21 protein-coding genes and 1 other RNA gene are annotated in these 26,249 nt (G+C 40.1%); 8 read left to right on the top strand and 14 right to left on the bottom strand.

The window, feature by feature from the left end:
• Window positions 1–106 precede the first annotated feature (106 nt).
• The 5 genes from F3D68_RS09030 to F3D68_RS09010 form a co-directional block, all read right to left on the bottom strand.
• Window positions 107–397 (bottom strand): DNA-3-methyladenine glycosylase I, encoded by a 291-nt coding sequence (locus tag F3D68_RS09030; protein WP_151194111.1) that lies wholly within the window; start codon window positions 395–397, stop codon window positions 107–109.
• A complete protein-coding gene (locus tag F3D68_RS09025) occupies window positions 394–1,224 on the bottom strand; it encodes a hypothetical protein (RefSeq protein WP_151194110.1) in 831 nt (276 codons plus the stop codon). The genes F3D68_RS09030 and F3D68_RS09025 overlap by 4 nt, the downstream gene beginning before the upstream one ends.
• 110 nt (window positions 1,225–1,334) lie before the next feature.
• Window positions 1,335–1,982, bottom strand: a complete 648-nt coding sequence (ruvA, locus tag F3D68_RS09020) for a Holliday junction branch migration protein RuvA (RefSeq protein WP_151194109.1) — start codon at window positions 1,980–1,982, stop codon at window positions 1,335–1,337.
• A complete protein-coding gene (ruvC, locus tag F3D68_RS09015; RefSeq protein ID WP_117003966.1) occupies window positions 1,979–2,494 on the bottom strand; it encodes a crossover junction endodeoxyribonuclease RuvC in 516 nt (171 codons plus the stop codon). Before ruvC ends, ruvA begins: the two co-directional genes overlap by 4 nt.
• Window positions 2,491–3,243: a YebC/PmpR family DNA-binding transcriptional regulator gene (locus tag F3D68_RS09010; RefSeq protein WP_117003967.1), complete on the bottom strand. Its 753-nt coding sequence runs from the start codon at window positions 3,241–3,243 to the stop codon at window positions 2,491–2,493. The genes ruvC and F3D68_RS09010 overlap by 4 nt, the downstream gene beginning before the upstream one ends.
• 394 nt (window positions 3,244–3,637) lie before the next feature.
• On the opposite strand from F3D68_RS09010, the gene F3D68_RS09005 reads away from it, so the two are divergent.
• The 7 genes from F3D68_RS09005 (at window position 3,638) to F3D68_RS08975 (ending at window position 14,226) form a co-directional block, all read left to right on the top strand.
• Complete coding sequence (locus tag F3D68_RS09005) at window positions 3,638–5,131, top strand: folate/biopterin family MFS transporter (protein WP_151194108.1); 1,494 nt, start codon at window positions 3,638–3,640, stop codon at window positions 5,129–5,131.
• Window positions 5,132–5,200: 69 nt separating this feature from the next.
• Window positions 5,201–5,611: a transfer-messenger RNA gene (gene ssrA / locus F3D68_RS09000) on the top strand.
• Between the two features lie 230 nt (window positions 5,612–5,841).
• Window positions 5,842–6,825, top strand: a complete 984-nt coding sequence (gene rhuM / locus F3D68_RS08995; RefSeq protein WP_151194107.1) for a virulence protein RhuM/Fic/DOC family protein — start codon at window positions 5,842–5,844, stop codon at window positions 6,823–6,825.
• Entirely contained in the window at window positions 6,822–9,419 is a 2,598-nt protein-coding gene (locus F3D68_RS08990) for a type I restriction-modification system subunit M (RefSeq protein WP_151194106.1), read from the top strand. Before rhuM ends, F3D68_RS08990 begins: the two co-directional genes overlap by 4 nt.
• The gene (locus tag F3D68_RS08985) at window positions 9,416–10,690 is read left to right on the top strand and encodes a restriction endonuclease subunit S (RefSeq protein WP_224728280.1); all 1,275 of its coding nucleotides are present in this window, start codon (window positions 9,416–9,418) and stop codon (window positions 10,688–10,690) included. Before F3D68_RS08990 ends, F3D68_RS08985 begins: the two co-directional genes overlap by 4 nt.
• A 16-nt stretch (window positions 10,691–10,706) precedes the next feature.
• The gene (locus tag F3D68_RS08980; protein WP_151194105.1) at window positions 10,707–11,039 is read left to right on the top strand and encodes a winged helix-turn-helix transcriptional regulator; all 333 of its coding nucleotides are present in this window, start codon (window positions 10,707–10,709) and stop codon (window positions 11,037–11,039) included.
• Between the two features lies 1 nt (window position 11,040).
• Complete coding sequence (locus tag F3D68_RS08975) at window positions 11,041–14,226, top strand: type I restriction endonuclease subunit R, EcoR124 family (RefSeq protein ID WP_151194104.1); 3,186 nt, start codon at window positions 11,041–11,043, stop codon at window positions 14,224–14,226.
• Between the two features lie 20 nt (window positions 14,227–14,246).
• Here the strand turns inward: F3D68_RS08975 and F3D68_RS08970 are convergent, their stop codons facing one another.
• The 5 genes from F3D68_RS08970 to F3D68_RS08950 form a co-directional block, all read right to left on the bottom strand.
• On the bottom strand, window positions 14,247–15,113 hold the full coding sequence (locus tag F3D68_RS08970; protein ID WP_151194103.1) for a hypothetical protein: 867 nt from the start codon (window positions 15,111–15,113) through the stop codon (window positions 14,247–14,249).
• A gap of 17 nt (window positions 15,114–15,130) precedes the next feature.
• Complete coding sequence (locus F3D68_RS08965) at window positions 15,131–15,508, bottom strand: prepilin-type N-terminal cleavage/methylation domain-containing protein (protein WP_151194102.1); 378 nt, start codon at window positions 15,506–15,508, stop codon at window positions 15,131–15,133.
• Between the two features lie 107 nt (window positions 15,509–15,615).
• Entirely contained in the window at window positions 15,616–16,398 is a 783-nt protein-coding gene (locus F3D68_RS08960) for a TatD family hydrolase (RefSeq protein ID WP_151194101.1), read from the bottom strand.
• 23 nt (window positions 16,399–16,421) lie between these two features.
• Window positions 16,422–16,994: a hypoxanthine-guanine phosphoribosyltransferase gene (locus F3D68_RS08955; RefSeq protein ID WP_117001265.1), complete on the bottom strand. Its 573-nt coding sequence runs from the start codon at window positions 16,992–16,994 to the stop codon at window positions 16,422–16,424.
• 148 nt (window positions 16,995–17,142) lie between these two features.
• Complete coding sequence (locus tag F3D68_RS08950) at window positions 17,143–18,150, bottom strand: OmpA family protein (RefSeq protein WP_151194100.1); 1,008 nt, start codon at window positions 18,148–18,150, stop codon at window positions 17,143–17,145.
• A 239-nt stretch (window positions 18,151–18,389) separates the two neighbouring features.
• Here F3D68_RS08950 and F3D68_RS08945 point away from each other — a divergent pair, with 239 nt between their 5' ends.
• Complete coding sequence (locus F3D68_RS08945) at window positions 18,390–20,180, top strand: aminopeptidase P family protein (RefSeq protein ID WP_151194099.1); 1,791 nt, start codon at window positions 18,390–18,392, stop codon at window positions 20,178–20,180.
• Here F3D68_RS08945 and F3D68_RS08940 read toward each other — a convergent pair.
• The 4 genes from F3D68_RS08940 to F3D68_RS08925 form a co-directional block, all read right to left on the bottom strand.
• Window positions 20,175–22,361, bottom strand: coding sequence for a UvrD-helicase domain-containing protein (locus tag F3D68_RS08940; protein ID WP_411955152.1), 2,187 nt, complete (start codon window positions 22,359–22,361; stop codon window positions 20,175–20,177). The two genes, F3D68_RS08945 and F3D68_RS08940, sit on opposite strands and share 6 nt — an antisense overlap.
• Before the next feature lie 13 nt (window positions 22,362–22,374).
• A complete protein-coding gene (locus tag F3D68_RS08935; protein WP_151194098.1) occupies window positions 22,375–22,698 on the bottom strand; it encodes a superinfection immunity protein in 324 nt (107 codons plus the stop codon).
• Window positions 22,699–22,763: 65 nt separating this feature from the next.
• The gene (locus tag F3D68_RS08930) at window positions 22,764–24,458 is read right to left on the bottom strand and encodes an arginine decarboxylase (protein ID WP_151194096.1); all 1,695 of its coding nucleotides are present in this window, start codon (window positions 24,456–24,458) and stop codon (window positions 22,764–22,766) included.
• A 259-nt stretch (window positions 24,459–24,717) separates the two neighbouring features.
• Window positions 24,718–26,112 carry an amino acid permease gene (locus F3D68_RS08925; protein WP_151194095.1) on the bottom strand — a complete coding sequence of 465 codons (1,395 nt, stop codon included), beginning with the start codon at window positions 26,110–26,112 and terminating at the stop codon, window positions 24,718–24,720.
• Between the last annotated feature and the right edge of the window lie 137 nt (window positions 26,113–26,249).

Here is a 26,249-nt window from a genome sequence, read left to right as displayed (position 1 = left end):
ATGGCACTACAAAAGTGATTTTGACATAAAATGAACGTAGGAATAAGGATTTGAAGGGCATGAAATTGCAAAAAAAGTTCGATTTGAATGCTTTGTAATCAAAAATTTACCAACTTGGGTTAAGACGATTGCGAATAATGCTAGGATTTTGCATTAAAGCTTCAATATCATCTGAGGTCATGTTTGCAACTTTATCAATCTGAAAATCATAAAAAGCTTGGCGATAATTCTCACGTCGTTTTAAGATCGTTTGCCAACTTAAGCCCGCTTGCGCTCCTTCTAAACATAAAAACTCAAACAGTCTTTGCTCATCATATAGTGGCACGCCCCACTCGTGATCATGATAGTTTTGCATCTCTGGACTTGAGTTTGCCCAAGGACAACGTACTAAAGTCATGATTTGAATTGAGCAACAAAAATTGGTTTGCCATATAAGTTGCCATTATCATCCATTTTGGCAATCGCGATGCTATCAACCATTACGCTATAGCTTTTGTTATTGAGTAACTTATTTGCTTTGGTAGCCAATTCACTATTACCTTTGTTATAAACCGCTGTGATATGTGAGCGATTACTGCCTGGGATATTATAATCACGCCACGCGCTACCGCTTTGCATTTGCGTAAGATCAGCATGCCCCTCTTCAATAGCAACAATCGTTTGATGTGTTGGTGCGTTGGGATGCGTTTTGGCAGTTAACTCTGCATTAAGCTCATTCAAAAAGGCATTATCTCCGGCAACATCCAAAGATAAGGTATCCCCTACCACGCTGAAGTTTTTGGCTAAAGTCACCTCTTGCGCTTTGGTATTTTTCGCCAATTGGGTAACCGCTGCAACCAGCTCTTGATAGTTCTTGCCCTTAAATACACCTTGAATAATACTAATATGCGGCGTTGTCATAACTCTTGTTGCCATATCAGGATATGCCAACGTATTAACTTCTTTTAACAGAGTCAGTAATGGCTTGTTACCTTTGACAGGAATGTATACGGCATATTCACCTTGATACACATTGGCATGTCCTTTTACGTTATCTTTGGCAGGTACCTCAAGCACAGGTTTATATAAAGAATTCGTATGCCCATTGTGTAATATAAATAATGCTTTCGTCTGATTAGGACCTTGGTAATTTGTCATCGCAACTGCTGATGACATTAAGCTCATACTTATGAGTGGTAACGATAATGTTTTAACAATTTTTCTCATTTTTTTAATTTTCTTCATAAGCCAATCTCTCACCTTTCTATTTTTTCCATGTCAAACATTCGCCGATTAGCTTAACAAAGTTTTAATTTAAGTGAAGAATGTTTTATAGCAAATAACTTTTACGTCTTTTACACTTTTTGTGTCCCTTGCAATGCTAAACGGATAAGACTCTCGACACTATCAGCGTCATTTTTGACTTTATGCACATATTTCTCAGCTTCTTTACGCTTATAACCAAGCGCTTCCAGTGCATCAACCGCTTGATGCACCATTGAGTTTGCCTGATAGCTTGTATTACCTGAATGAGCAAGGCTTGCACTCTCTTGTGCCTTATGTGGCATATTCTGTGTTAAAGCATCTAACTCAAGGACTAATTTCGTGATTTTGTCTTTCATCTCAATAATAATACGCTCAGCCGTTTTTTTACCAACACCAGGAATCGTGCATAACAACCCATGATCTTGTGACTCAATACAGCTAACAAAAGTTACCCCGTCCATACCTGATAAGATCGCTAGCGCCATCTTAGCACCGATGCCATTGATCTTAATAAGCTCTTGGAATAACCGTCGATCTGACTTAGTCGCAAAGCCATAGAGTTGTTGCACATCTTCACGCACAACAAAATGGGTATGCAGTATCACCTCTTGCCCGACATCGCCAAGCTTATAAATCGAGCTCATTGGCACCCAAATCTCATAGCCAACACCAAAGGCTTCAACCAATATCAATGGTGGTTGCTTTTCGATAAGCTCACCTTTTATTCTTCCAATCATCGTAATCGTCCTCGTACAATTTTGTTAGCACCTGGAATAAACTGCAAACTATTGCGACTGTGAAAATGGCAAATCGCAATCGCCAAAGCATCCGCAGCATCGGCTTGTGGTTTGCTACTTAATTGCAAAAAAGATTGCACCATATGCTGCACTTGAAACTTTGTTGCATTACCATTACCAACAACGGCTTGTTTCACCTGTTTTGCTGAGTATTCGTTAACCGTGAGATTTTGATTTGCCAAAGCACACATTGCGACACCGCGCGCTTGCCCAAGCTTTAATGCAGCACCTGGGTTTTGAAACATAAAGATCTGCTCAATTGCCGCTTCCGTTGGTTGATAAGCGGCAACAATATCATTAATGCCATCTTGAATTTGCTTTAAGCGTTCAGCGGTTGCTTCTTTAGTAATACGGATACAGCCACTGGTAACATACAAGCATTCTTTTGCCTGCACTTTGATTACACCAAATCCAGTAATGCGCGAGCCCGGATCAATGCCTAAAATAATCACGAATTAAGCGCATCCATTACACTTTCGTCAAACTCAACGTTGCTATAAACGCTTTGGACATCATCAAGATCCTCTAAACGATCGATCATATTCATAATTTTTTGTGCGATTTCGGCATCGTCAATATTGGTTTTAACATCCGCATCCATCGTAATCTCGGCAGAGATCGCTTTTAAGCCTTTGGCTTCTAAAGCATCATTAACCTCTGAGAACGTATTAGGATCGGTAATAACATCAATCGCACCATCATCAAAGCTCACGACATCTTCAGCACCGGCTTCAAGGGCGACTTCCATCACCATATCTTCGTCTAAACCGGCATCAAAGCTGATAATGCCCTTTTTATTAAACATATACGCCACTGAACCATCCGTACCCAAATTACCGCCGGCTTTCGTAAAGGCATGACGCACTTCAGCCACCGTGCGATTGCGATTATCGGTCATACAATCAACGATAAATGCAACACCCGCGGGACCGTAACCCTCATAACGAATTTCTTCTAAGTTGCCCCCTTCTTCACCGCCAGCACCCTTTTTAATTGCGCGCTCAATCGTATCTTTGGTCATGTTATTTGACAATGCAGTTGCCACTGCCGCGCGCAAACGTGGATTCGAGTCCTTATCCCCACCACCCAAGCGTGCAGCAACGGTTATCTCACGAATAAGCTTAGTAAACACCTTACCGCGCTTAGCATCTTCTTTTGCTTTTTTATGTTTAATGTTTGCCCATTTACTGTGACCAGCCATATTAAAACCTCTTTTACTTTTTTTACTCTTTTTTATTCTTTTAGATATTTGCTATTTTTGCATTCAGCTTAATAACTGGAGTTACGGACTTTTTCTATTTCAACACCCCGCCTCGCGAGCTCGGCTCCCCTCTTGTAAAGAGGGGGGGAATATAAAACCATCGTTGCCTAATTCCCCTCTTTACAAGAGGGGTGGCAGCCATAGGCTGACGGGGTGTTGATAAAATCATAGTTTTTTAAAAAGTGCGTAACTCCAGTTAATAAAACGCGGCAATTGTATCATAAAACATGGCAAAACAATGCCGTGATTAGTGCGTTTGATATGATTTTTGTAAATTAGATAATCTTGGCTATGCTTAACATTACAGGGAATATCAGGCAAGGATGATTTCAATATGCAAGTTGATAGTTTAATCCAACCAATCAAGGCGATGCGCCTGCGTTATCTGCCGCTTTTGATGATTTATTTTGCCTACGGTTGCAGTATTTTCTCGGGTGTTGGTGAGTCCTTTTTTGTTAAGGAACAATTAAATTTATCCGCAGAAAGCCTTATCGTTATTGGTGTATGGTTAAGCTTGCCATGGAATATCAAAATGGTTTTTGGGCAGTTTGTTGACAGCCTGCCCTTGTTTGGCTCACAACGCAAAGCCTATATCTACCTTGCAGCGATTTTAATGGTTTGTGGTTCACTACTTATGGCAGGACTCGCTGGGCGCTGGTCGTTTGTCGTGGCTTTAGCACCCGATAATACGCTTTTCTTTGTATCATCACTTCTAACTGTTCTTGGCGTTGTCTTACAGGATGTCGTTGCTGATGCCATGAGTGTTGAGGTGGTTGAACGCGAGGGACGCCCACAAGAAGATATCGACAAAGACTTGGCAATGGTTCAACTTTTGGGGCGCTTAAGTTTAAGCTTAGGCATGTTTTTGGTTGCCGGTCTTGGTGGCTGGCTTGCGCAAGTAATGAGTTATCAAAATCTATTTTTGCTGACCTTAGTCATTCCACTGATTAGTATCAGCGGTATTTTATGTATTCGCTTGGATAAAGTACCGAGAAAACCAATCAACAAAACCGTACTTATTGGTGGGCTGATCTACGCTGTTTTTATTATTCTTATCGGTTTGAGTAATATTCCTTTTGCTCAGGAAATTGTTTTTGTTGTGTCGTTAGTGATTATCATCTATTTACTTAAATCCATTACCAAAGAGTTACCGCGAGATTTATTGCGTGCTATTTTTGTCGCCGCCCTTATGATCTTTATCTTTCGCGCCTCACCTACTGCTGGCCCCGGCGCGCAATGGTTTATGATCGATGTGCTTGGATTTGATAAAGCTTTTTTTGGCACACTTTCACAAATTGGTGCTTTTATGTCGATTGTTGGCATGTGGTTTTTCGCGCGTCTTATCACCGAGAAATCGATCGCATGGGTGCTATTATGGCTCACTGTTGCAGGCTTTTTACTAGAGCTACCACTTATCGCACTTTATTATGGTTTACATGAATGGACAATGGTTTACTTTGGTTTTGGTGCACGCACTATTGTTCTGATTGATAGCGCGATTGCCTCACCTTTTGCTCAATTGGCAATGATCCCGATGTTAGCGCTTATCGCGCGTTACGCACCCAAGGGCAATGCCGCGACCTGGTTTGCTTTAATGGCAAGCTTTATGAATCTAGCCTTAACTGCAGGATCTCTATTTAGCAAATATCTTAATCAAATCTTTGTCGTCACACGTGAAGTCGTGGATCATAGCAATAACACCATTACCACACCGGCAAATTATAGTGAGCTTGGTGTGCTGTTAATCACCGTCTCAGTTATTGGTTTATTAGCACCTTTGATTGGCATTATTATCTACGCCCGATTGCACAAAAGTCAAAATCATTAAAATAAACAAAATAATTTAGCTTGCCACTTGCCTTTATTGATGCCCTTACCTACAATAACAAACCTCACTGGGGGCGAATATGGCTTCGACGGGAATGTCAATGTCTTACGGTGCATGCCGAGGGTGTATCTGCCTCGTAAAACACGTTACATCGTCAGAATAACTGGCAAAAATAAAGCAAACCGCGTTGTAGCTAACGATGCAGCTTTCGCTGCTCGTAAAGCTGCTTAATCTAGCTTAATAACCTAGATACGCACGAACCGATAGTATTTGCTTGTGGATCTATCTTACGTTCGTTCATATCTTTCACAAGATCGCCAACGTGTCTGTCTAAACACTGCGGTTAAACCTTAAGACTCGCTTAAATACTGCCCTGATTTATCGGGCAAATTTAGGTTAAAGATAATAGATAAATCTAAGCATGTAGATCTGAAGATGGCGAGTTTGCGGACGCGGGTTCAACTCCCGCCGCCTCCACCAAATTAAAAACCAATAATATACCAATGACGTTTCATATACTTATTTATCGTTGTAGTTGAACTCGCGGGATTCGGGGTGAGTCAGATTACAAAAAGCGACCTAGATTTTTGCTTTTCTTCCCACAACAACCCAATAGTTGTTGGCTTAGCCCATTATTTTTCCTTATAATCCTTCGCTATAGAAAATAGGTCATCGCTGATGCCATATCTGCACAGAGCAAGGAGTAATCGATGAGCAATAGCATCGAAATTTATCAATCAAATGATGGCCAACTAGAATTAAAAGTATCATTTGACAACGATACCGTTTGGCTTTCACAAGCTCAAATGGTCGAATTGTTTGAGCGTGATCAGTCCGTTCTATCCCGACATATTCGCAATGTATTTAAAGAAGGTGAACTGATAGAGAAAAGCAATATGCAAAAAATGCATATTACTGGCTCCGATAAACCTGTTGCCTACTATTCTCTGGATGTCATCATATCAGTTGGCTATCGGGTTAAATCCCAACGAGGTGTGCAATTTCGCCAGTGGGCTACTCAAACCCTGAAAGAGCACTTGGTCAGAGGTTACACCCTCAATCAAAAACGTCTGCAGGAACGTGGCATTGAATTTGAACAAGCCATTGCCCTACTATCGCGAACCTTAAACAATCAACAGCTAATAACAACAGAAGGTGTAGCAGTATTATCTGTAATTAATGAGTATGCTCGCAGCTGGAGCTTATTGCAAAGCTATGATGAGCAAAACCTTGTATCACGTACAGACAAGCAGCTTAATATGCAGGCACTAGCGCCAAATGATGTATTAGCTGCTATTACACAGCTTAAAAAAACTCTAATAGCCAAAGGTGAAGCTACTGAACTATTTGGTCAACTACGTGGCAATGGACTGGCATCTGCCATTGCTACCATTGAGCAAGGTTTTGGCAATGAGCTGTTTTACCCCAATGTCGCCAGCCGTGCTGCACATTTACTGTATTTTGTTATCAAAAACCACCCTTTCGCTGATGGGAACAAACGTAGTGGCTCATTTTTGTTTTTGTGGTATTTGCGTATTCATCAAAACTTGCTGGCAAAACCTGTAGAACAACTTATCAATGACAACACACTAGTGGCATTGGCTTTGCTAGTCGCCGAAAGCCAACCCAAGCAAAAAGAATTAATGATACGATTGATTGAACATTTTATTCTGCTAAAGGAAAACAACCTATGAATAAACAACAACTTGCTGCCAAAATCTGGGAATCTGCCAACCAGATGCGCTCAAAAATTGAAGCCAACGAATACAAAGACTATATCCTTGGCTTTATTTTTTATAAATACCTAAGTGAGCAACTCACGCAATTTGTTAGCGCTCAAGGCATGAGTAGTGAAGACATCAAATCTTTGAATGAAGACGACGATGAAACCGTTGAGTTTATACAGCGCAACTTGGGTTACTTTATTGCATATGACAATCTATTCTCAACATGGATTGACTCTAAATCTGACTTTGATGAGTCTAACGTCCGCGATGCCCTCTCTGCCTTTAGCCGCCTTATTCATACTAATCACAAGAAGTTATTTGAAGGCATTTTCACCACACTGGAGACCGGCTTAAGTAAACTTGGAGAAAGTGCGAGTAAGCGCACCAAAGCCATTAGTGATCTGCTACACCTGATCAAAAGCATTCCGATGAACGGCAATCAAGGCTATGATGTGCTCGGTTATATTTATGAATACTTGATTGAAAAATTTGCTGCCAATGCCGGTAAAAAGGCTGGTGAGTTTTACACGCCACATGAGGTCTCAGTGCTTATGTCGCACATTATTGCCCATGAGTTAAAACACAAAGACACACTTGAGATTTATGACCCAACCAGTGGCTCAGGCTCACTCTTGATCAATATTGGTAATGCCGTTGCCCAATATGCCAAAAGCCGCGACAGCATTACCTATTACGCACAAGAGCTAAAAGCCAATACCTACAACCTAACGCGTATGAATCTGATCATGCGTGGGATAAAAGCAAGTAACATTAAAACCCGTAATGGTGACACGCTGGAAGATGATTGGCCGTATTTTGATGACAATGACCCACTAGGTTCTTATCAGGCCTTGTATGTTGATGCCGTGGTTTCCAATCCGCCCTACTCACAAAACTGGGATCCAAGTTTCAAAGACAATGACCCACGCTATTCGCGCTTTGGTTTAGCCCCCAAAACCAAGGCTGATTTTGCTTTTTTGCTGCATGATCTATATCACCTAAAACCCACGGGTATTATGACCATTGTCCTACCCCATGGGGTATTGTTTCGCGGTGGTGAGGAAGGTGAGATTCGCAAACAACTCATTGAAAACAATCATATCGATGCGATTATCGGTTTGCCTGCTAATATCTTCTTTGGCACGGGCATTCCTACGGTGATTTTGGTGTTGAAACAAAAACGCGCTAATAGCGATGTGCTGATTATTGATGCCTCCAAACACTTTGTTAAAGAAGGCAAAAACAACAAGCTGCAAACCTCTGATATCAAACGCATTGTTGATGCGGTGATCAAGCGTGAAAATCATCCTAAATTTTCAAACGTAGTAGAGAAGCAAACCATTCGTGAGAATGGCTATAATCTCAATATCCCGCGCTATGTTGACTCCTCAGCGGCAACTGAGCACTGGGATTTGCATGCCACAATGTTGGGCGGTATACCCAATCGTGAGATCGAAAACTTAAAAGACTACTGGCAAGCGCTGCCGCAATTGCACAGCGCGCTGTTTAAGCCCAAATCAAGCGCTTACAGTGAGCTTGCGACAAGCAAAGAAGACGTAAACGCCACCATTAGCCAGCACCCGCAAGTGGTAAGTTTTATTAACGCCTACAAACAAGTCTTTAACGGCTTTGATAAGCATTTAACCACCGACTTAATTCAAAATTGGCAAAGTGTTAACCGCAATCAACAAGAAGCTTTACTCAGTGTTGAATTATTTAAGCGCCTTGAATCCATTGCTCTTATCGATAAGTATCAAGCCTATCAACTATTAAGTAACCAATGGCAAATCATCAGCGCTGATTTGGAAATGATGCAAACTGAAGGCTTTGCCGCAACCACGCAAGTTGACCCCAATATGGTGATTAAGAAAAAAGACGGCAAAGACATTGAGATCCAAGATGGCTGGAAGGGTCATATATTGCCATTTGATTTAGTGCAAAAAACACTGTTAAGTGATGACTTAAAAGCATTAGAAAAACAACAAAATCGCTTAGCGGAAATTGCCAATACACTTGAGGAAATTCTAGAATCACTAAGCGATGAAGAAAAAGAGCTTGATACCGTTAAAGAAAGCAAAGACGGCTTTGCCAATGCTGAAGTCAATAAGGCTGCCAAGGCTTATTTAAAAGAACAAAAAGACACGAAAGTAGCATTTGCTGCAGAGAGTTACGAGGCAAAAATAATTGAGGCAAGCGCCTTAATCGATGAAGAAAAAGCGCTTAAAAAGACCGTTAAAGCCGCGGCTACCGCACTGCACCTTAAAACCAAAGCCACCATCGAAGCTCTAGATCCTAATGAAGTCAATCACTTACTTCAGCTTAAATGGATCACCCCGCTGTGTGACGAACTAGCCGCGCTACCTAATGCCATAATCACCAAGCTTAGCAGTGAAGTACAAGCTCTTGCCGATAAATATGCCGTGACTTATTCACAAGTAGACAGTGAGATTAAAACCACTGAGCAAGAACTGGCACAGATGATGGATGACCTTACGGGTAACGAGTTTGATATGCAGGGCTTAGATGAATTGAGAAAATTATTAACGCTGAGTGATAAATGATGAATGAAAAAGACAACAGCAATTTAACACTCGCCATTGAGCATTCAGAATTAAAAGTGCCTGAGATTCGCTTTAAAGGGTTTAGCGGGGATTGGGAAAATAAAAATATTGGATGTGTTCTTGCCGAAATTAAACGACCAATTGAGTTGCTTGATGATCAATTGTATCAATTAGTTACAGTAAAGCGCCGTAACGAGGGTGTTGTGCCTAGAATCACTCTTAAAGGTAAAGACATATTAGTGAAAAATTATTTCAGCATTAAAGCTGGTGATTATCTAATTTCAAAGCGCCAAGTTGTTCACGGAGCTAATGGACTTGTACCAAATAATCTAAACAATGCCGTTGTATCTAACGAATATCTTATAGCTATAGATAGCGATGATATAACTACCCGATTCTGGACAATTATCTCGAAAAGATCTGAAATGCATCGGTTGTTTTTTATTAGCTCTTATGGTGTTGATATTGAAAAATTAGTATTTGACGTTGCTGATTGGAAAAACAGAACCATCACCATTCCACAAATAACTGAACAAAAAACCATAACTAACTACTTCCAAAAACTCGACACCCTTATCAATCAACATCAACAAAAGCATAATCAGCTTAGCAATATTAAAAAAGCCATGCTAGGAAAAATGTTTCCCAAAGCAGGTGCAACTATCCCAGAAATTCGCTTTAAAGGGTTTAGCGGGGAGTGGGAGAGGAGCACCCTAGCAGAAATAGGCAATACATATACAGGGCTATCAGGAAAAACCAAAGACGACTTTGGTTATGGTCAAGGGAGATTTGTTACGTATATGAATGTTTTCTCAAATGTGATTTCAGATGAAACTTTAGTTGAACCAATAAATATCGATTCAACCCAAACCGAAGTAAAAGCTGGTGATGTTTTTTTTACAACATCCTCCGAAACACCGGAAGAAGTAGGGATGTCCTCTGTTTGGGTGTACGATATTAAAAATATTTATCTAAATAGCTTTTGTTTTGGTTATAGACCAAAACGAAAATTCAATTGTTATTACTTTGCTTACATGCTGAGATCACCTTCTTTTAGAGCAAAAATCACTTTTTTAGCTCAAGGCATATCTCGTTACAATATCTCAAAAACGAAAGTGATGGATACAACTGTAGCCATTCCCTGTCTTGAAGAACAAATAAAAATAGGCAACTACTTTCAAAAACTCGACAACCTTATTAACCAACACCAGCAACAGATTAGTAAACTCAAGCAAATCAAGCAGGCGTGCTTGAATAAAATGTTTGTTTGACAGGGAGTAGATAGATATGAGCTATATTCCACCATTTAGCATTAGCGCTGATATTCTCAATTTGGTCGCGGACATTAGCGAAAAGGTTGGGCAATTAAACGCCAGTGCGCTAAATGTTTCACCACAATTACGCAAGCAAAACGCCCCTGTAAATATTGCAGGCTTAAAAACTTCCGAGGCTATTATATTATTACTACAACATAACCCCCAATTAACGCGTCAGCAATTGGCCGAGGTGATGGGCAAAGATATTCGTACCATAGGCAGAGCCATTAGCAAATTACAACAAGCAAACCAATTAAAACGCATAGGCTCCGATAAAACTGGATACTGGGAGGTTCAGCTATAAAATGACAACCTTTACAACAGAGCTTGAGTTTGAGAAAGCCTTTATTGAAGTGCTCACCCACAAGGGCTGGGAGCCTGAGATTTTAAGATATACAAACGAAACCGAGCTTTTACAAAACTGGGCTGATATTTTGTTTGAGAATAACCGCCAGCGTGATCGCCTAAACGATGTTCCGCTCAGCACCAGTGAAATGCAACAGATCCTTGAGCAAATCAAAGCGCTTAAAACACCACTTAAGCTCAATGGCTTGATCAATGGCAAAACCATCGCCATTAAGCGTGATAATCCATTGGATACTTTGCACTTTGGTAAAGAAGTGAGTTTGAAAATTTATGATCGCCACGAGATTGCTGCCGGTCAAAGCCGCTACCAGATTGTACAGCAACCACAGTTTGAACGTGGCAGCTCCTTGTGTCATGATCGCCGAGGTGACGTATTGTTACTGATTAACGGCATGCCGGTGATTCATATCGAGCTAAAACGCAGCAGCATTCCAGTAAGCCAAGCCGTTAACCAAATTGAAAAATACAGTGCTGAGGGCATTTTCAGCGGGATTTTCTCATTGATTCAAGTCTTTGTGGCAATGACCCCTCATGAAACCAAATACCTTGCCAATCCCGGCATGGGCGTGAAATTCAACCCTGATTATCAATTTAATTGGGCGGATTTTAATAATGAACCCATGAATCATTGGAAAGATATTACTGCCACTTTATTATCAATCCCGATGGCGCATCAGCTTATTGGTTTTTATACCGTTGCCGATAACACCGATGGTGTGCTTAAAGTCATGCGTAGCTACCAATATTATGCAGTTAATGCCATCTCTGACAAAGTGGCTAAAACCCGCTGGCAGCAACTTGGCAATAGTAGAAATAATCCGGATCGCTTGGGTGGCTATGTGTGGCATACCACGGGATCAGGCAAAACCCTAACCAGTTTTAAATCAGCACAATTGATTGCCCAATCCAAAGACGCTGATAAAGTGATTTTTTTGATGGATCGCATTGAGCTTGGTACCCAATCACTGCGTGAATATAAAGGCTTTGCTGGTGAGCGTGATGACGTGCAAGCCACTGAAAATACCCATATCTTAATCACAAAGCTTAAAAGTAACGATCCTGTCAACACCCTCATCGTAAGCTCGATTCAAAAAATGAGTAATATTTTTGAAGCAGTGGATGATGCGGGGACTGCGACTAATTCGGCAGATATCGAGCACATTCGTGCTAAGCGCTTGGTGTTTATCGTTGACGAGGCGCACCGCTCCACCATGAGCGGTGGCACAGAGGATAAGGAAGGCATGCTGCTTAGCATTAAAAACACATTTCCTAAAGCCTTGTTCTTTGGCTTTACCGGCACACCTATTCAGGCAGAAAATCAGATTAATAAAAACACCACCGCCGATGTGTTTGGTAATGAGCTGCATCGCTATAGCATTGCCGATGGTATCCGCGATGGCAATGTGCTGGGATTTGATCCATATAGAGTCTCTACTTTTAGAGACCGTGATCTGCGCCAAGTGGTTGCCTTAAAAGAGGTCAACGCCAATAGCGTTGCCGATGCCATGGCAAACCCTGCTAAAAAGAAAAAGTTTAATTACTTCATACATGATATGCCGATGGCTGGCTATAGAGATGCCACAGGCAAATATTTCAAAGGCATTGAAGACTATGTGCCTAAAGAGCAGTACCAGAGTAATACACATCAACAAAAGGTTGTCGAAGATATCTTAAATAACTGGGATGTCCTAAGTCAGGCTAATAAATTTCATGCCATTTTAGCCACCGACAGCATTGCCGAAGCCATTGATTATTACCGGCTATTAAAAGCTGCTAAGCCTGAGCTTAATATATCGGCATTATTTGATCCGCATATTGATAACAATGGTAGCGATGACAGAGGTCCAACGTTTAAAGCCGATGGTTTAGAGGAAATCATGCGCGACTATAATGCACGCTTTGGTCACGAGTTTGACTTTGCCAAGCATGCTGCGTTTAAAAAAGATATTGCGGCACGCCTTGCGCATAAAGATCCGTATAAGCGCATACACACCGAACCGAAAAAACAGCTGAATTTACTGATTGTCGTTGATCAAATGCTCACCGGCTTTGACTCTAAATGGCTTAATACCTTGTATTTAGATAAGGTCATTAAATACCAAAATATTATTCAGGCATTTTCACGCACCAACCGTCTATTTGGTGTGGATAAACCTCACGGTACGATTCGTTATTATCGTTACCCGCATACGATGGAGCAGCATATCAAGGATGCGGTCAAACTTTACTCAGGTGATAAACCCATTGGTTTATTTGTCGATCGGCTTAAAGATAATCTCAAAGTAATGAATGATCTATTTGCGGAAATTACCGAGTTATTTGTCAACGCAGGTGTGCAAAACTTTGAAAAGCTACCTGAGGATATTGATACTTGCGCTAAATTTGCCAGTTTGTTTAATCCGTTTAATCAGCACTTACAAGCTGCCAAGGTGCAAGGATTTCATTGGCATGAGCTAACCTATTCATTTACTGAAAATTCCAAGCAGTATCACGTCACACTGGCAATTAATGAGCAAACTTATTTAAGCCTTGTTGTGCGCTACAAAGAGCTTCTTAAAAAAGGTCAAGGCAGCGCCAATGGCGGTGGCGACATTCCTTTTGATATTAAGGGCTATTTGACTGAAACTGATACTGGCAAGATCGACGCCAATCATATGAACAGCTGCTTTGAAAAATACTTAAAAGAGCTTAACCAACATAAAGATCAAGCTAAGATTGAACTTGTGCTCAATGAGCTGCATAAGTCATTTGCATCACTGACTCAAAATGATCAAAAATACGCTAAGCTGTTCTTGCATGACCTTCAGCGCGGTGATGCGCAACTTATTGAAGAACACAGCTTTAGAGACTACATAAACGACTATAAAGCACATGCTGAAAACGCTCAGCTTAATAGTATTGTCAATGCTTTAGGCTTGGATAGAGGCTTGCTGTTAGCGTTATTAAACGACAAAGTAAACGAGGTAAACCTTAATAACTTTGGGCGCTTTGATGCATTAAAAGAAAGCGTTGATAAGGCTCAAGCTAAAGCCTATTTTGAGCAACAAGATGGCTCAAGCATATCTCCTTTTAAGCTTAATATGCGCATTGACAGTTTTTTAAAGCAGTTTATTTTGACGAGTTAACCTGATTTGTAGCAGCCTAGCTACAAAACATTCGCCTTTAACGCAATTAGGATTGTATAGACTTGCCCTGAAACTGTATAACGAACCTCTATGCCTTTGACGGCTTTATACCAAGGCTCAAGATAATTAGCTGTACCGTCTGCTTGGACATTATTCCAAACACCGTTGACATAGTAGCGAATTTGCAGATCATCAACATTATCAATAAGCTCTTGTGAACTTCCTGCATTATCAACATTAATCATAAGACTTTTGACACCACCTTGATCACGCAAATACAAAATATAGACATGGTATTGCGCCAAAAAACTGTCCGCGGCATAGCTACGCGCTGGCCCCTGCTCAACAGGCACTGAACCACCCGAAGCATTCGCTGTTGCCTTCATCACTTGATAGCCCGTTTGATCCGCTAGCAATATATAATCATCATTGCCAATATTTAACCCTGTTGTGATATTCATCGGTGAAGCACTGGCTGAAATAGCACTAGATAGCTCACTGGAAACAACGCCTTGTAACATTAATATATCAGTTCCAGCAACATGATTTGGTGGAGCATAAAAATTTAATGAGCTTGCCGCATATACTGGTGGATAGGATAGCGGATTAAAGGTAGAACTTGTTACACGCAAATCCACCTGCTGCCATGGCCATAAGCCATAGGGCGATGGTGACGTTGATTGATCCACAAGATTGCGAAAGGTTTGAGCAACAACACTTGCCTCGGTATTATCCACTAATTGTGTGACTGTGCGTGTGTAGCTATGACGCACGGTGTAATACATCTCACCTGCCATCACCAAAACAAAAGCAGCAACCGCAATACCTACGAGTATTTGAATTAAACTTGCGCCCTGCTCTTTTGTTTTAACCCTTTGAACATGCATCTTGATACCCCTTAAACTTACGGTATCACCACAGCAAAGGTGCGCTGCTGCTCAACATTTAACAAGGTATTACGTCCTGTTAATTCCGTTGTTCCTTGAGTAAAGACAATATTGCCATTTGCTGCGGTATCAATCGCATCTCCGGTAATCCATGAGTTTTCAATGCGATTATCCAATAGAATATCAATAGCAACTTCGTTATTTGTGCGACTTGCCACAGTGGCTGAGCGCAGCATCACTGCCATAAACGAGGTAAAGACAAAAACTAATATAGTCAGTGCAATTAAAGACTCGATCAAACCAAAACCAGCTTGCTTGCGTGATTGATAATGATCTTTATTACGCATCAGCTTTGTATATTTTTTATATGTTTTATATTTTCTATTACATACCATAGCCGCTTCCTTGATTGTCTCAATGATACATGCTCATCATAAACCTGCTAAAAGTATAGCCTGAGAAATATTTTTTTGCAGCTTAGCAATCGATTCAAACGCTCTTTTTACGCATTGATTCCACAAAACAAGCGCTTAGTGTTTTCTTTTGTCGCCTGACAAAAGTGCTCAAAATCCTCACCGCGCAACTTTGCCAAAAACTCGGCAACATAATAAACATATGCCGGATAATTCGGTTTACCGCGATATGGCACGGGGGTTAAATACGGTGCATCGGTTTCAATCAACAAGCGATCTAGTGGAATTTTCTGCGCCATAGTTTGCACATCTTGTGCATTTTTAAAGGTCACAATGCCTGAGATTGAAATATACATTCCCATATCAAGCGCTTTTTTTGCCATGTCCCAATCTTCGGTAAAGCAATGCAGCACGCCACCGCATTGATCAATGGCATGTGTTTTTAAAATAGCTAATGTATCTTCTTTGGCACCACGAGTGTGCACAATAACAGGTTTTTTTAATATTTTTGCCGCTTCAATGTGGGCAATAAATTTCTGCTGCTGTAGTGAGTGCGTCTCTTGATCATTGTAATAGTAATCAAGTCCTGTCTCACCAATCGCGACACATTTATCATGGTCGATATAATCGATAATGGTTTGTGCATCAAGCGGTTGAATACCTTCAACTTCACTGGGATGAACGCCGACGGAGTAATAAACTTCAGGAAATGTTAAAGCAATCGCTTTAATTGCTTCGACATCTTCTAGTGTGGTCGCGATCGAGATAATTTTTTCAACGCCTTTCGCTTTGGCTTCAGCAACAATTTCCTGAAGTGTGGGTTGCTCTTCTTTTTGTAAATAGTTGAGGTGACAATGAGAATCAATGATCATAAGAAAAAATAATAAAAGAGTAATTAAATCATATGCTTTGTGTCTACGGCGCGAATCTCTGGCACATTGCGCATATAACCGTGATAATCCAGACCAAAACCAAATAAAAATTCATTTTCAACTTCAAGACCAGCGTAATCTGCTTTGATCAAGCCACCTTTATCTCTTGGTGCTTTTTTATCAAGCATCACCGCTGTTAAGACATTTAACGCGCCTCGATCTTCGTAATAACGTTTAACTTCAGCTAAGGTTAAACCACCATCTAAAATATCATCAAACAAAATAACCGTGCGACCTTGCGGGTTAATATTAGGTGTTTTAACCCAATTTAGCATATTGGCACCTGTGTACTCATTGCCATAACGGCTAGCATGAATATAATCAACCTGTAATGGAAAGCGCAAACGTTTGACAATTTCTGAAGTAATAAACAAGCCACCATTCATCACGCACACAGCAATCGGATTATCTTTGATGTGATTTTGTGTAATCTCAGTTGCCACTTTTTCAAATGATGCTTCTAAAGTTTGCTGAGGTACAATAACACGTGAAGCATCAAAGACTTCTTTAATGAAAGTAGGTGTAATTTTTGACATGGATTTTGAAGTTTCGCTTTATGGAAATTTCGAGCTATTCTATCCGATTTCCGAATGAATGCGAACTAAAAAATTTAAGAAATAAAGAACAATTCAGAAGAAGACAACCTTGACAAAACAAGGCTGCTTACAATTCAGACAGAAATAATTACTGAGCCTTTAAAGGAACAGGGATACTAGTTTCAACACGTTGGTTGATTGACTGATTGGCTTTCGTTGTGTTTGGTACTAATGGACGTGTATAACCATAACCAACCACTTCGATATTGCTTGCATCAACACCTTTAGAAATCATGTATGATTTAACCGCTTGCGCACGGTTAACTGATAACTGCTGGTTGTATTGTGCAAATGCTGGACCTTTTTTACCTTGTGAAGCGAAGCCTTGTAATACTACTTTCTTGATATCATACTCGTTCATAAAGTTGATTAGGTTGTCAATTGCCGCTTTAGCTTTTGTATTTAATGCATAGCTGCTATAGGCAAATTTAGCATCTAAATGCATTGTTACTTTATCGCCATCAACTGTGTAGCAACCGATAGACTCACGTGTCATTTCAGAAGTACCTGCTTGGCATTCCATCACATTCTTTGGTAATGCATAAGCTGCATGATACTCATCTTCACGTGCTTGTTGATCTGCTGCCACAGGACCCATAGCGCCATAAGCAGATGTGTTATTCGCACCACCGAAGTACAAGCCAAGACCAACAGTAATCATGCTACCATTTGGTGTCTTAGAGCCAAATGATTGAAGATAACGATAATCAGCTGAAATATAAGCATTCGGCGCAAAGTCATACTTAACACCAGCACCTGCATCAAGACCAAATGAGTTCGTTGTTAAACTCATGTAACCACCACCGATCGCAACATACGGTGTGAATTTCGTGTTATTAGCAAAATTCCAGATACCTTCCGCTAAAACAGTTTTTTGGTTGTTGCCCATGTAGCTAACACTTGCTTGTGCCGCAAGGTTCTTGTTAAAACCATAACCAACAGTGCCTGATACAGCAGGACCACTTTGAGAATAGCTATGATTAATATAACCACCTAAGCCAAACTGTCCATATAATTGGTTGCTATGATCATTCGCTGCGAAAGCTGCAGAGCACAAGCCCGCTGCTAATAAGCCAACAATGATTTTTTTCTTCATGTTTCTTCCTCATTTTTTTCGGTTATAAAAATAGTTTATCCGTTAGCAGGACATTGCGGGAGCTTCTCAATAAAGAAGCTATTCCTTTTAATTAAACCTTGGCTAGTATAGTTAACTTTTTAGCAGACTGGGAGTGTTGTTAGCGCTTTTTCAATGAAAAAATTTAAATTTTATTGTTTATAGCAAGCATCTACGATTAAATAACCACAACTTATGAAATAAGCAATAGGGACAACTTCATGCTGGAGATCTCCACAAAAGTTCAAACATTACGTCAATTAATGCAGCAAAAACAATATGATTTTTATCTTGCACCATCAACAGATGCACATAATAACGAGTATTTACCTAAGGCTTGGCAACGCCGCCCGTGGATAAGCGAATTTGATGGCAGTGCAGGTGAAGCGTTAATTGGTCAAAATAATGCCCTTCTTTGGACAGATGGACGTTATTTCTTGCAAGCTGAAGCACAGCTTGATAGCAGTATCTATAGCTTACAAAAACAGCAAGGTTTTATTTCCGAGTTAGAAAACTGGCTAAGAGACAATGCCTATGGCAAAACTATCGCTATTGACCCAACCACTGTATCGATAAAACGCGCTGAACACCTTGAGGAGCTTATGCACTCACTTGAAGGCAAATGTGTTTTTGATCAAGATAATTTAATCGATCAAGCACGTACCACGCTTAATGATCAAAGTGCATTACCACATGCCGCTACCTTTTTACAAAAAGATCATTTCAGTGGCAAAGATACCACGACGAAGCTTAAAGAAATGCGCTCACTAATGCATAAGAATAAAGTCGATGCATTAATTGTTAGCATGCTTGATGAAATTGCATGGTTACTCAATATTCGCGGTAATGATATTAACTTTAACCCCTTAGTGATTAGCTATGTGATCCTTTATAAAGATCGTTGTGAGTTTTTTGTTGATGAAACTAAGTTGAATGATGAGGTTAAAACCACGCTGAATACTCAAGGCGTTAGCATCGTCAGTTATGATGCGTTTTACCCGCAATTATCAAAGCTTCAAGGCAAAATTTGGATTGATCCTAATACGGCAAATTATGCGATCCTACAAAACTTAAATATCGACTGTAACGATCATTTCGCGCCATCACCTATCACACTAGCCAAAGCGTGCAAAAACATGACTGAAATTGATGGTAGTAAGTATGCGCACAAAAAAGATGCTATTGCGATGATCGAATTTATTCACTGGCTTGAAAATCATTGGCATGAAGGTGTTGATGAGCTTAAAGCGCAAGATATGCTATTGAAATTCCGCCAAAAACAACCTAACTTCAAAGGGGCAAGCTTTGATACTATTAGCGGCTTTGCCTCAAATGGCGCGATTATTCACTACCGCTCATCTGCAAAGACTTCTAAAGTCATTGATAATAGCAGTCTTTACTTACTAGATTCAGGTGGACAGTATTTGGAAGGTACCACAGATATTACGCGTGTCTTTCATCTAGGCAACCCAACCTCAGAGCATAAATACTATTACACATTAGTACTTAAGGGGCATCTAGCGATTCAAAATGCAAGCTTTCCTAAAGGCACCCGAGGCGAGCAGCTAGATACACTAGCGCGTCAGCCTTTATGGCAACAACAGTTAAACTATGCTCATGGTACAGGACATGGGGTTGGTAGCTTCTTGTGTGTGCATGAAGGACCACAGCGTATTTCTCCGGCCTTTAGCAATCAATCACTTGAGCCTGGCATGATTGTGAGTAATGAACCGGGTGTTTATTTCCCTCATCAGTTTGGTATTCGTATTGAAAACTTATGCTTTGTTAAACCAATGCGCGAGCAGGCGCACCATGATTTTGGTGATTTTTACTGTTTTGAAGATCTCACACTTGTGCCTTATGCGCGCAACTTGATCGATACTGCACTTCTGACTAATGATGAAATTAAACAGATTAATAGTTACCACTTGCGTGTCGAAAAAGAAATATTGCCTATGATTAGTGACGAAGCGATTAAAGCGTGGCTTACTGCTCAAACAAAAGCATTATAATTTTGTCAGCTTCGCCATATTGGCAAGCAACACCTTTTTGCCACCTCCGGCTTGAAAGTCAATGTGATAACACAAATCATCATTTTGTCCTTCGGTTTTTAAAACCACGCCTATACCAAACTTTGGATGAACAACACAGTCACCTGATTTAAAGGCATTGCTATTTGCACTTTGAATTTTCATAAACTCAAAAGGCGACATGCCAAAACTTGCTTTCTTAGCTTTTGGCGATGGTGTTTTTTTCACTTGCTGGCGCACATATTGAATATACTCATCCGGAATTTCATCTAAAAATCGCGACTTAATCTGATAATTAACATCGCCATATTGATGGCGCACTTTACTAAAGCTTAAGGTCAGATAACGCATCGCACGCGTAATACCCACATAACAAAGCCGTCTTTCTTCAGCCAATTTCTCACGCACTTCAATCGAGCGTGATGATGGAAATAAGCCATCTTCAAGCCCTGTCATAAACACATAAGGAAATTCAAGCCCTTTTGCGGTATGCAAAGTCATCAATTGCACCGCATCCATATTATCCTCGGCCTGCATCTCCCCTGACTCAAGCACAGCAAAGCTTAAAAACTCAACCAGCAAATCCTCATCAGCAACATCCTCAACAGGCGGAATAAACTCATTGGCTGCATTGACTAACTCTTTTAAGTTTTCATGCTTTTGTTGTGCTTTCTCAGCTTTTGACTCCTGATACATCAGCATTAAGCCACTGGCATCAAGTACATGACGCATTAACTGCCCTAAAGTCAATGCATCTTTCAACGAAGACATATCCTCAATCAAATCAACAAATCGCTGCAGTGCTTGAGAGGCACGACTACTAAACGCTTTTATTTCAATCATCTGTAGTGTCGCGTGCCATAAGGATAAATCATGCACTCCGGCATACTCGCGGATACTTTCTAAGGTTTTATTACCAATGCCACGCGTTGGTAGATTAATCACCCGCTCAAAAGCTAAGTTATCGGCGCGTAGTGCAAGCAAACGCATATAGGCTAATGCATCTTTAATCTCTGCGCGATCAAAAAAGCGTAAGCCTCCATAAATGCGATAAGACAACCCGCGTTTAAGTAATGCCTCTTCAATCACACGCGATTGCGCATTAGAGCGATACAATATCGCAATATCAGCCAAGGAAATAGATTGATTATGATGTAGATCATCAATTTTATCGGCAATATAATCTGCTTCATCGCGCTCATTAAAGGCCTCATAAAGCGCTATTGGCTCACCCTTTTCAGCTTCAGACCATAGCATCTTGCCCATGCGTTTGCTGTTATTGGCAATCACCGCATTAGCTGCATCTAAAATCAGCTGTGTTGAGCGATAATTCTGCTCCAAACGCACGACTTTTACCGGTGTCAAATCCACCAAGTAATGTTCAATATTTTCAACCTTAGCGCCACGCCAACCATAAATAGATTGATCATCATCACCCACCGCCATAAAGGCATTATTCTCTGATTTCAGACACATCAACCATTTATATTGCACACTATTGGTATCTTGAAACTCATCAATCAATACATATTGAAAGCGCTTTTGATAATAGCTACGAAGCACTTCATTGTGTTTAAATAACTCATAAGCGTATAGTAGCAAATCAGCAAAATCTAATGCATTATCTGCCTTTAAACGTGCTTCATAAGCTTGATATATTTTAACCACTTCACTATCAAACTCGGCTGTTGGCAAATCAATCGCGCGCATTCCTTCATCTTTTTTGCCATTAATAAAGCCTTGAAAATACTTAGGTGGATAATATTTCTCATCTAGGTTTAAACTTTGGATAACTTTCTTAACGACTTGTAATTGATCATCTTGGTCGAGCACTTTAAAGCGTCGATCAAAACCGATCTCTTGTGCATGTTGGCGCAATAATCTATGTGCTATTCCGTGAAATGTACCAATCCACATACCAACGGTTGAAAAGCCTAGAAGCTCCTCAACCCTACCGCGCATCTCGCGTGCTGCTTTATTGGTAAAGGTCACTGCCAATATATTCAAAGGTGAGATGTTTCTCTCCTGACACAAGTAGGCAATGCGATGCGTTAACACACGCGTCTTACCACTGCCCGCTCCGGCTAAAACCAATGCGTTTTCATTTGTTAAAAGTACGGCTTTTTGCTGCGCTTTATTAAGCGATTTAATCATATCAAGCATCACGGTCATCGCATTACACGGCATGGTAATGATGTTTTTCAACAATAATCGTACGTGGTTGGTAGGCAATTGCCAAAATCAAACAGATCAACCAAACAATAAACGTAAAGCCAAATAACAAGTTAACAATAAAGATGATAATCGCACTTGGATGCTGCTTTTTAAAAGCAATATAGCTTGGTAAAAAGTAAAGCATCAATAACAATACGCCAAGTAATATGAGCATTGAGAACGGAAAAAACACCAATACAGCGACAACAACGGCAACAACAAACAGTAAATTAAGCAAAACACGCATAAGCACATCCAGAGGTTTAGTTTTATCTGGCAAAATCATAACAAAGATTGCTTATGAAAACCAAAGCAATCGTATTTTTATCTGCTTATTACTGTCTTTTTGGTCTAGATTTTATTGAATATTTGTTGATTAAAATCATAAGCTACTTGTTCGGCATCTGCCAATTGCAAGTAAGGATTACCACTTAGGATACTATCCAATAGCAATTGCTCATGATCTGTTAACTCTTCCGTTAAATGAAAATAAGCCAAACGTTGTAATCTCGAGCTTAATTGCAGCGGATTATGTCCATACTGACACAATAGTGCATGATAATCCTCAGCCTGTTCGACATATAACACACAGTCATCATAGGTTACAAAATCCACCTCGACAGAGGTTGTTCGCCCAATGATATTGTGCTTGCTACTGAGCATATCCTGATAAGCACCGACAAACATAAAGGCAAGATCATTAATCTCAGTGCATGGCAAGTTAATATAATCATTGCCTTCTTTATCTTTAAAAACACCATCAGCATCACATGAAATATCAAATAACTGACAATCGATGCTTTCTTCTTCTGAGTAATGTGTTACTGGTAATAATGGGAAATGTTGCCCAATCCCCCAGTGATCTGGTAAAGACTGAAATAACGAGAAATTAAGCCATAATTTTTGTGCATTTTGATCGCCCAAATAGCTGACACTTGAGCTGTCAACCAAGTCTGCTAAATCGATTTCGCCATTCAACCACCCTGCTTGTAAAGCCTCGTCATAGCTTGTTTGAGTAACAATTTCATTTTCTGCTTTTTGATAAAGAGGTGAAACGATCAACACACTTGAGATCGCCGTCACAGCCCTGCCTGACTCAGTAATAATCGTTGGATGTGGCAGCTGAAAAAGATCGACAAAATAGCTGAATGTTCTAACAATCGTTTCAGCATAATATGGCAATTGAAAACGTGGGTTTTGGGTATCCTCATAATCAATACCTAAGCCACCACCTAAATCAATCATTGTCAGATTTTTACAATCATTTAATAGGTTGCCATATAAGCAAACCATCATATTAATATGCTTCTCAACCTGACTTAACTGCTTAAGTTGTGAACCGATATGTCCATGCAGCAATACCACTTTGTCACTCAAATTAAGCGCTTTTAGTTCATTATTAACAAAAAGAATGTCTTTTAAGCTAAGACCAAACTTAACACTATGCAAATCCTCATGAAATGGCTTTGTGCGATAACCTAATTTAAAGTAAATCGCCGATTCATAGCTTAGAGATTTAACAACTGCTAATTCATCAACATTTTCGAGCACCATAATGACCGTGTAACCTAGCTTGGCAGCTAAGTTGGCAAGTTCATAAAATGCCTTGTCTTTAAAGCCATTGCAAATGATATTATTTTCCTTTGCAGCAAGTGCTAAAACGCTTAGCAACTCAGACTTACTGCCAACTTCAAAGTTAAAAGGTAAATCATATTTATAAGCGCACTCTTTTAAGGTCTCCATCACTGCAGCATTAGGGTTTACTTTGATCGGATACGCTAACTGATAAGCACCTTGATAACGGTAATTTTCCATTGCTTTGGCAAAACTTTGGTAGAGGTTTAACATCCTATCTTCAGTGATGTGTTTAAAGTTTAGTACACAAGGCTTACTGCCGCCTTTTTGTAGTACTTTGTCAATGATCTCGGTGAGTGGTTTCGACTGTGTGAAACTCTGACCATAATGAACACACAACTGATTGTTTTCATCATAACTGAAGTAGGGTTGAAATGTGTTACGTGTGTTAAATGAATTGATATTATGCATAGAACCTCTCCTATAGTTTGTAAAGCGCACCTTAAGCTATTTAACTCATGTGCGCCCTATTCATTGAAGGCCATGGAAACTCCCGTTTTGTGCCAATTAAACAATTATCTGACTCTCATCAGACACGTTTGATTTAAAGCGTTGATTCATATATGAAGTCTAGCACTTAAAATCAAGACTGCTAAAAATTTTGCATAAAGTAACAGCAAGTTATTTCGCTGTAAATAAATTTTTTTGCTAAAAAAAATAAAAAGATTATCTATAAACTCTGTTCAATATGATTACTGGCTTTGCTGTACTTTTTATATAGCCAATAAATCGCCATTGGTAAGAGTACTGCCGGTACGCCAAAGTAGAAGGCTGGTCTTAATTCTTCATTGAAAAATAACAGCACCAAACAAGCAACCTGCAACCAGATTCCCAAGAGTGGCACCAATGGATAAAATGGCGTACGGAACTTGCCTTTTAATTCAATCTTGTGCTTCTTGCAATGCTTTCTAAAGTTGTATTGTGACCAGCAAATTGAAATCCAGCATACCGCACCGGTAAAGCCAGAAATGCTTAAAAGGTAAGAAAATGCTGCTGTTGACGAGAAAAAGTATGACAAAATCAAAAATATCCAGATGCAAATCAAAGTGAATATCGCCGCAGGCATTGGCACTTGATGGCGATTAAGTCTTGAGAATATTTTTGGTGCCATCTTTTGATTTGACAAACCATACAATGCACGCACCGTTGCATACATGCCACTATTAGCGCATGAAAAAGCTGCTGTTAGAATCACAAACGTAAAGACGCCAGCGACCCAGTGAAAACCATATTGCTGTAATGCTAGAACAAAAACCGAAGTATCACTTTCCATTTTATTCCATGGGAATATGAGCACTAATAGCAATACTGGTACTAGATAAAGCAACACGATACGAATAGCAATATTGCGTGAAGCACGTGGAATAGCAACATCAGTATCAGTTGACTCAGCCGCTGCTAAACACACGATTTCAGATCCTTGGAAATTGACAAGTAACATGACCATCAAACTAATCACAACAAGCTTGCCATGTGGAAAGAAACCACCATCACCAAGTAAATACTCAGTACCAATGGTTGGCATTTTGCCGCCACTTTTATACAGTCCAAAAAAGATGAATATTGCTAACACACTAAACATCACAATTGCAACAATTTTAACAATCGACAGCCAGAATTCCATCTCACCGAAAATACGTACTTTGGATAAGTTAATAATGGTAATCATCAATCCAAATAGCATCGCCCAAGTAAATGCAGGCACACTTGGGATAATATAATGCATAATAATGCCAGCTGCCGTACACTCAGCCGGAATATAAGCAATCCAATTAAGCCAATATGACCAACCCGTGCCACATGCCCACGTTGGTGAAATATAATCACTTGCATATTGAATAAACGAACTTGAACTGGGCATTGCCACGGTTAGCTCGCACAGACAAAGCATCACTAAAAACACAATCAATCCGCCTAAGGCATAAGATATTAAAACCGCAGGACCTCCTTGGGCAATAATATATCCCGTGCCGAGGAAAAAAGCTGATCCGATAATGCCTCCCAAAGAAATCAATTCCAGGTGGCGTAGTTTAAGGTCTTTTCTTAGTGTTTTTACTTCCGTCATTGCGATCATGCCTTAAGTTTTATGGTGACAGAAAGTGCGAATATTAGAGCCAATTTTTTTGCGGGTCAATCAAAAATTTAAGGTCAAAAAATATTTTTTTCATCAATCTTTTTTGCCCCACTTTTTATGGTCTTTTT

Origin of the sequence: Cysteiniphilum sp. JM-1 (assembly GCF_008711525.1) — a bacterium.
Taxonomy (GTDB): Bacteria; Pseudomonadota; Gammaproteobacteria; order Francisellales; family Francisellaceae; genus Caedibacter.
The sequence above is the reverse complement of the archived record's forward strand: the minus strand, read 5'-3'. Positions and strand labels throughout refer to the sequence as shown.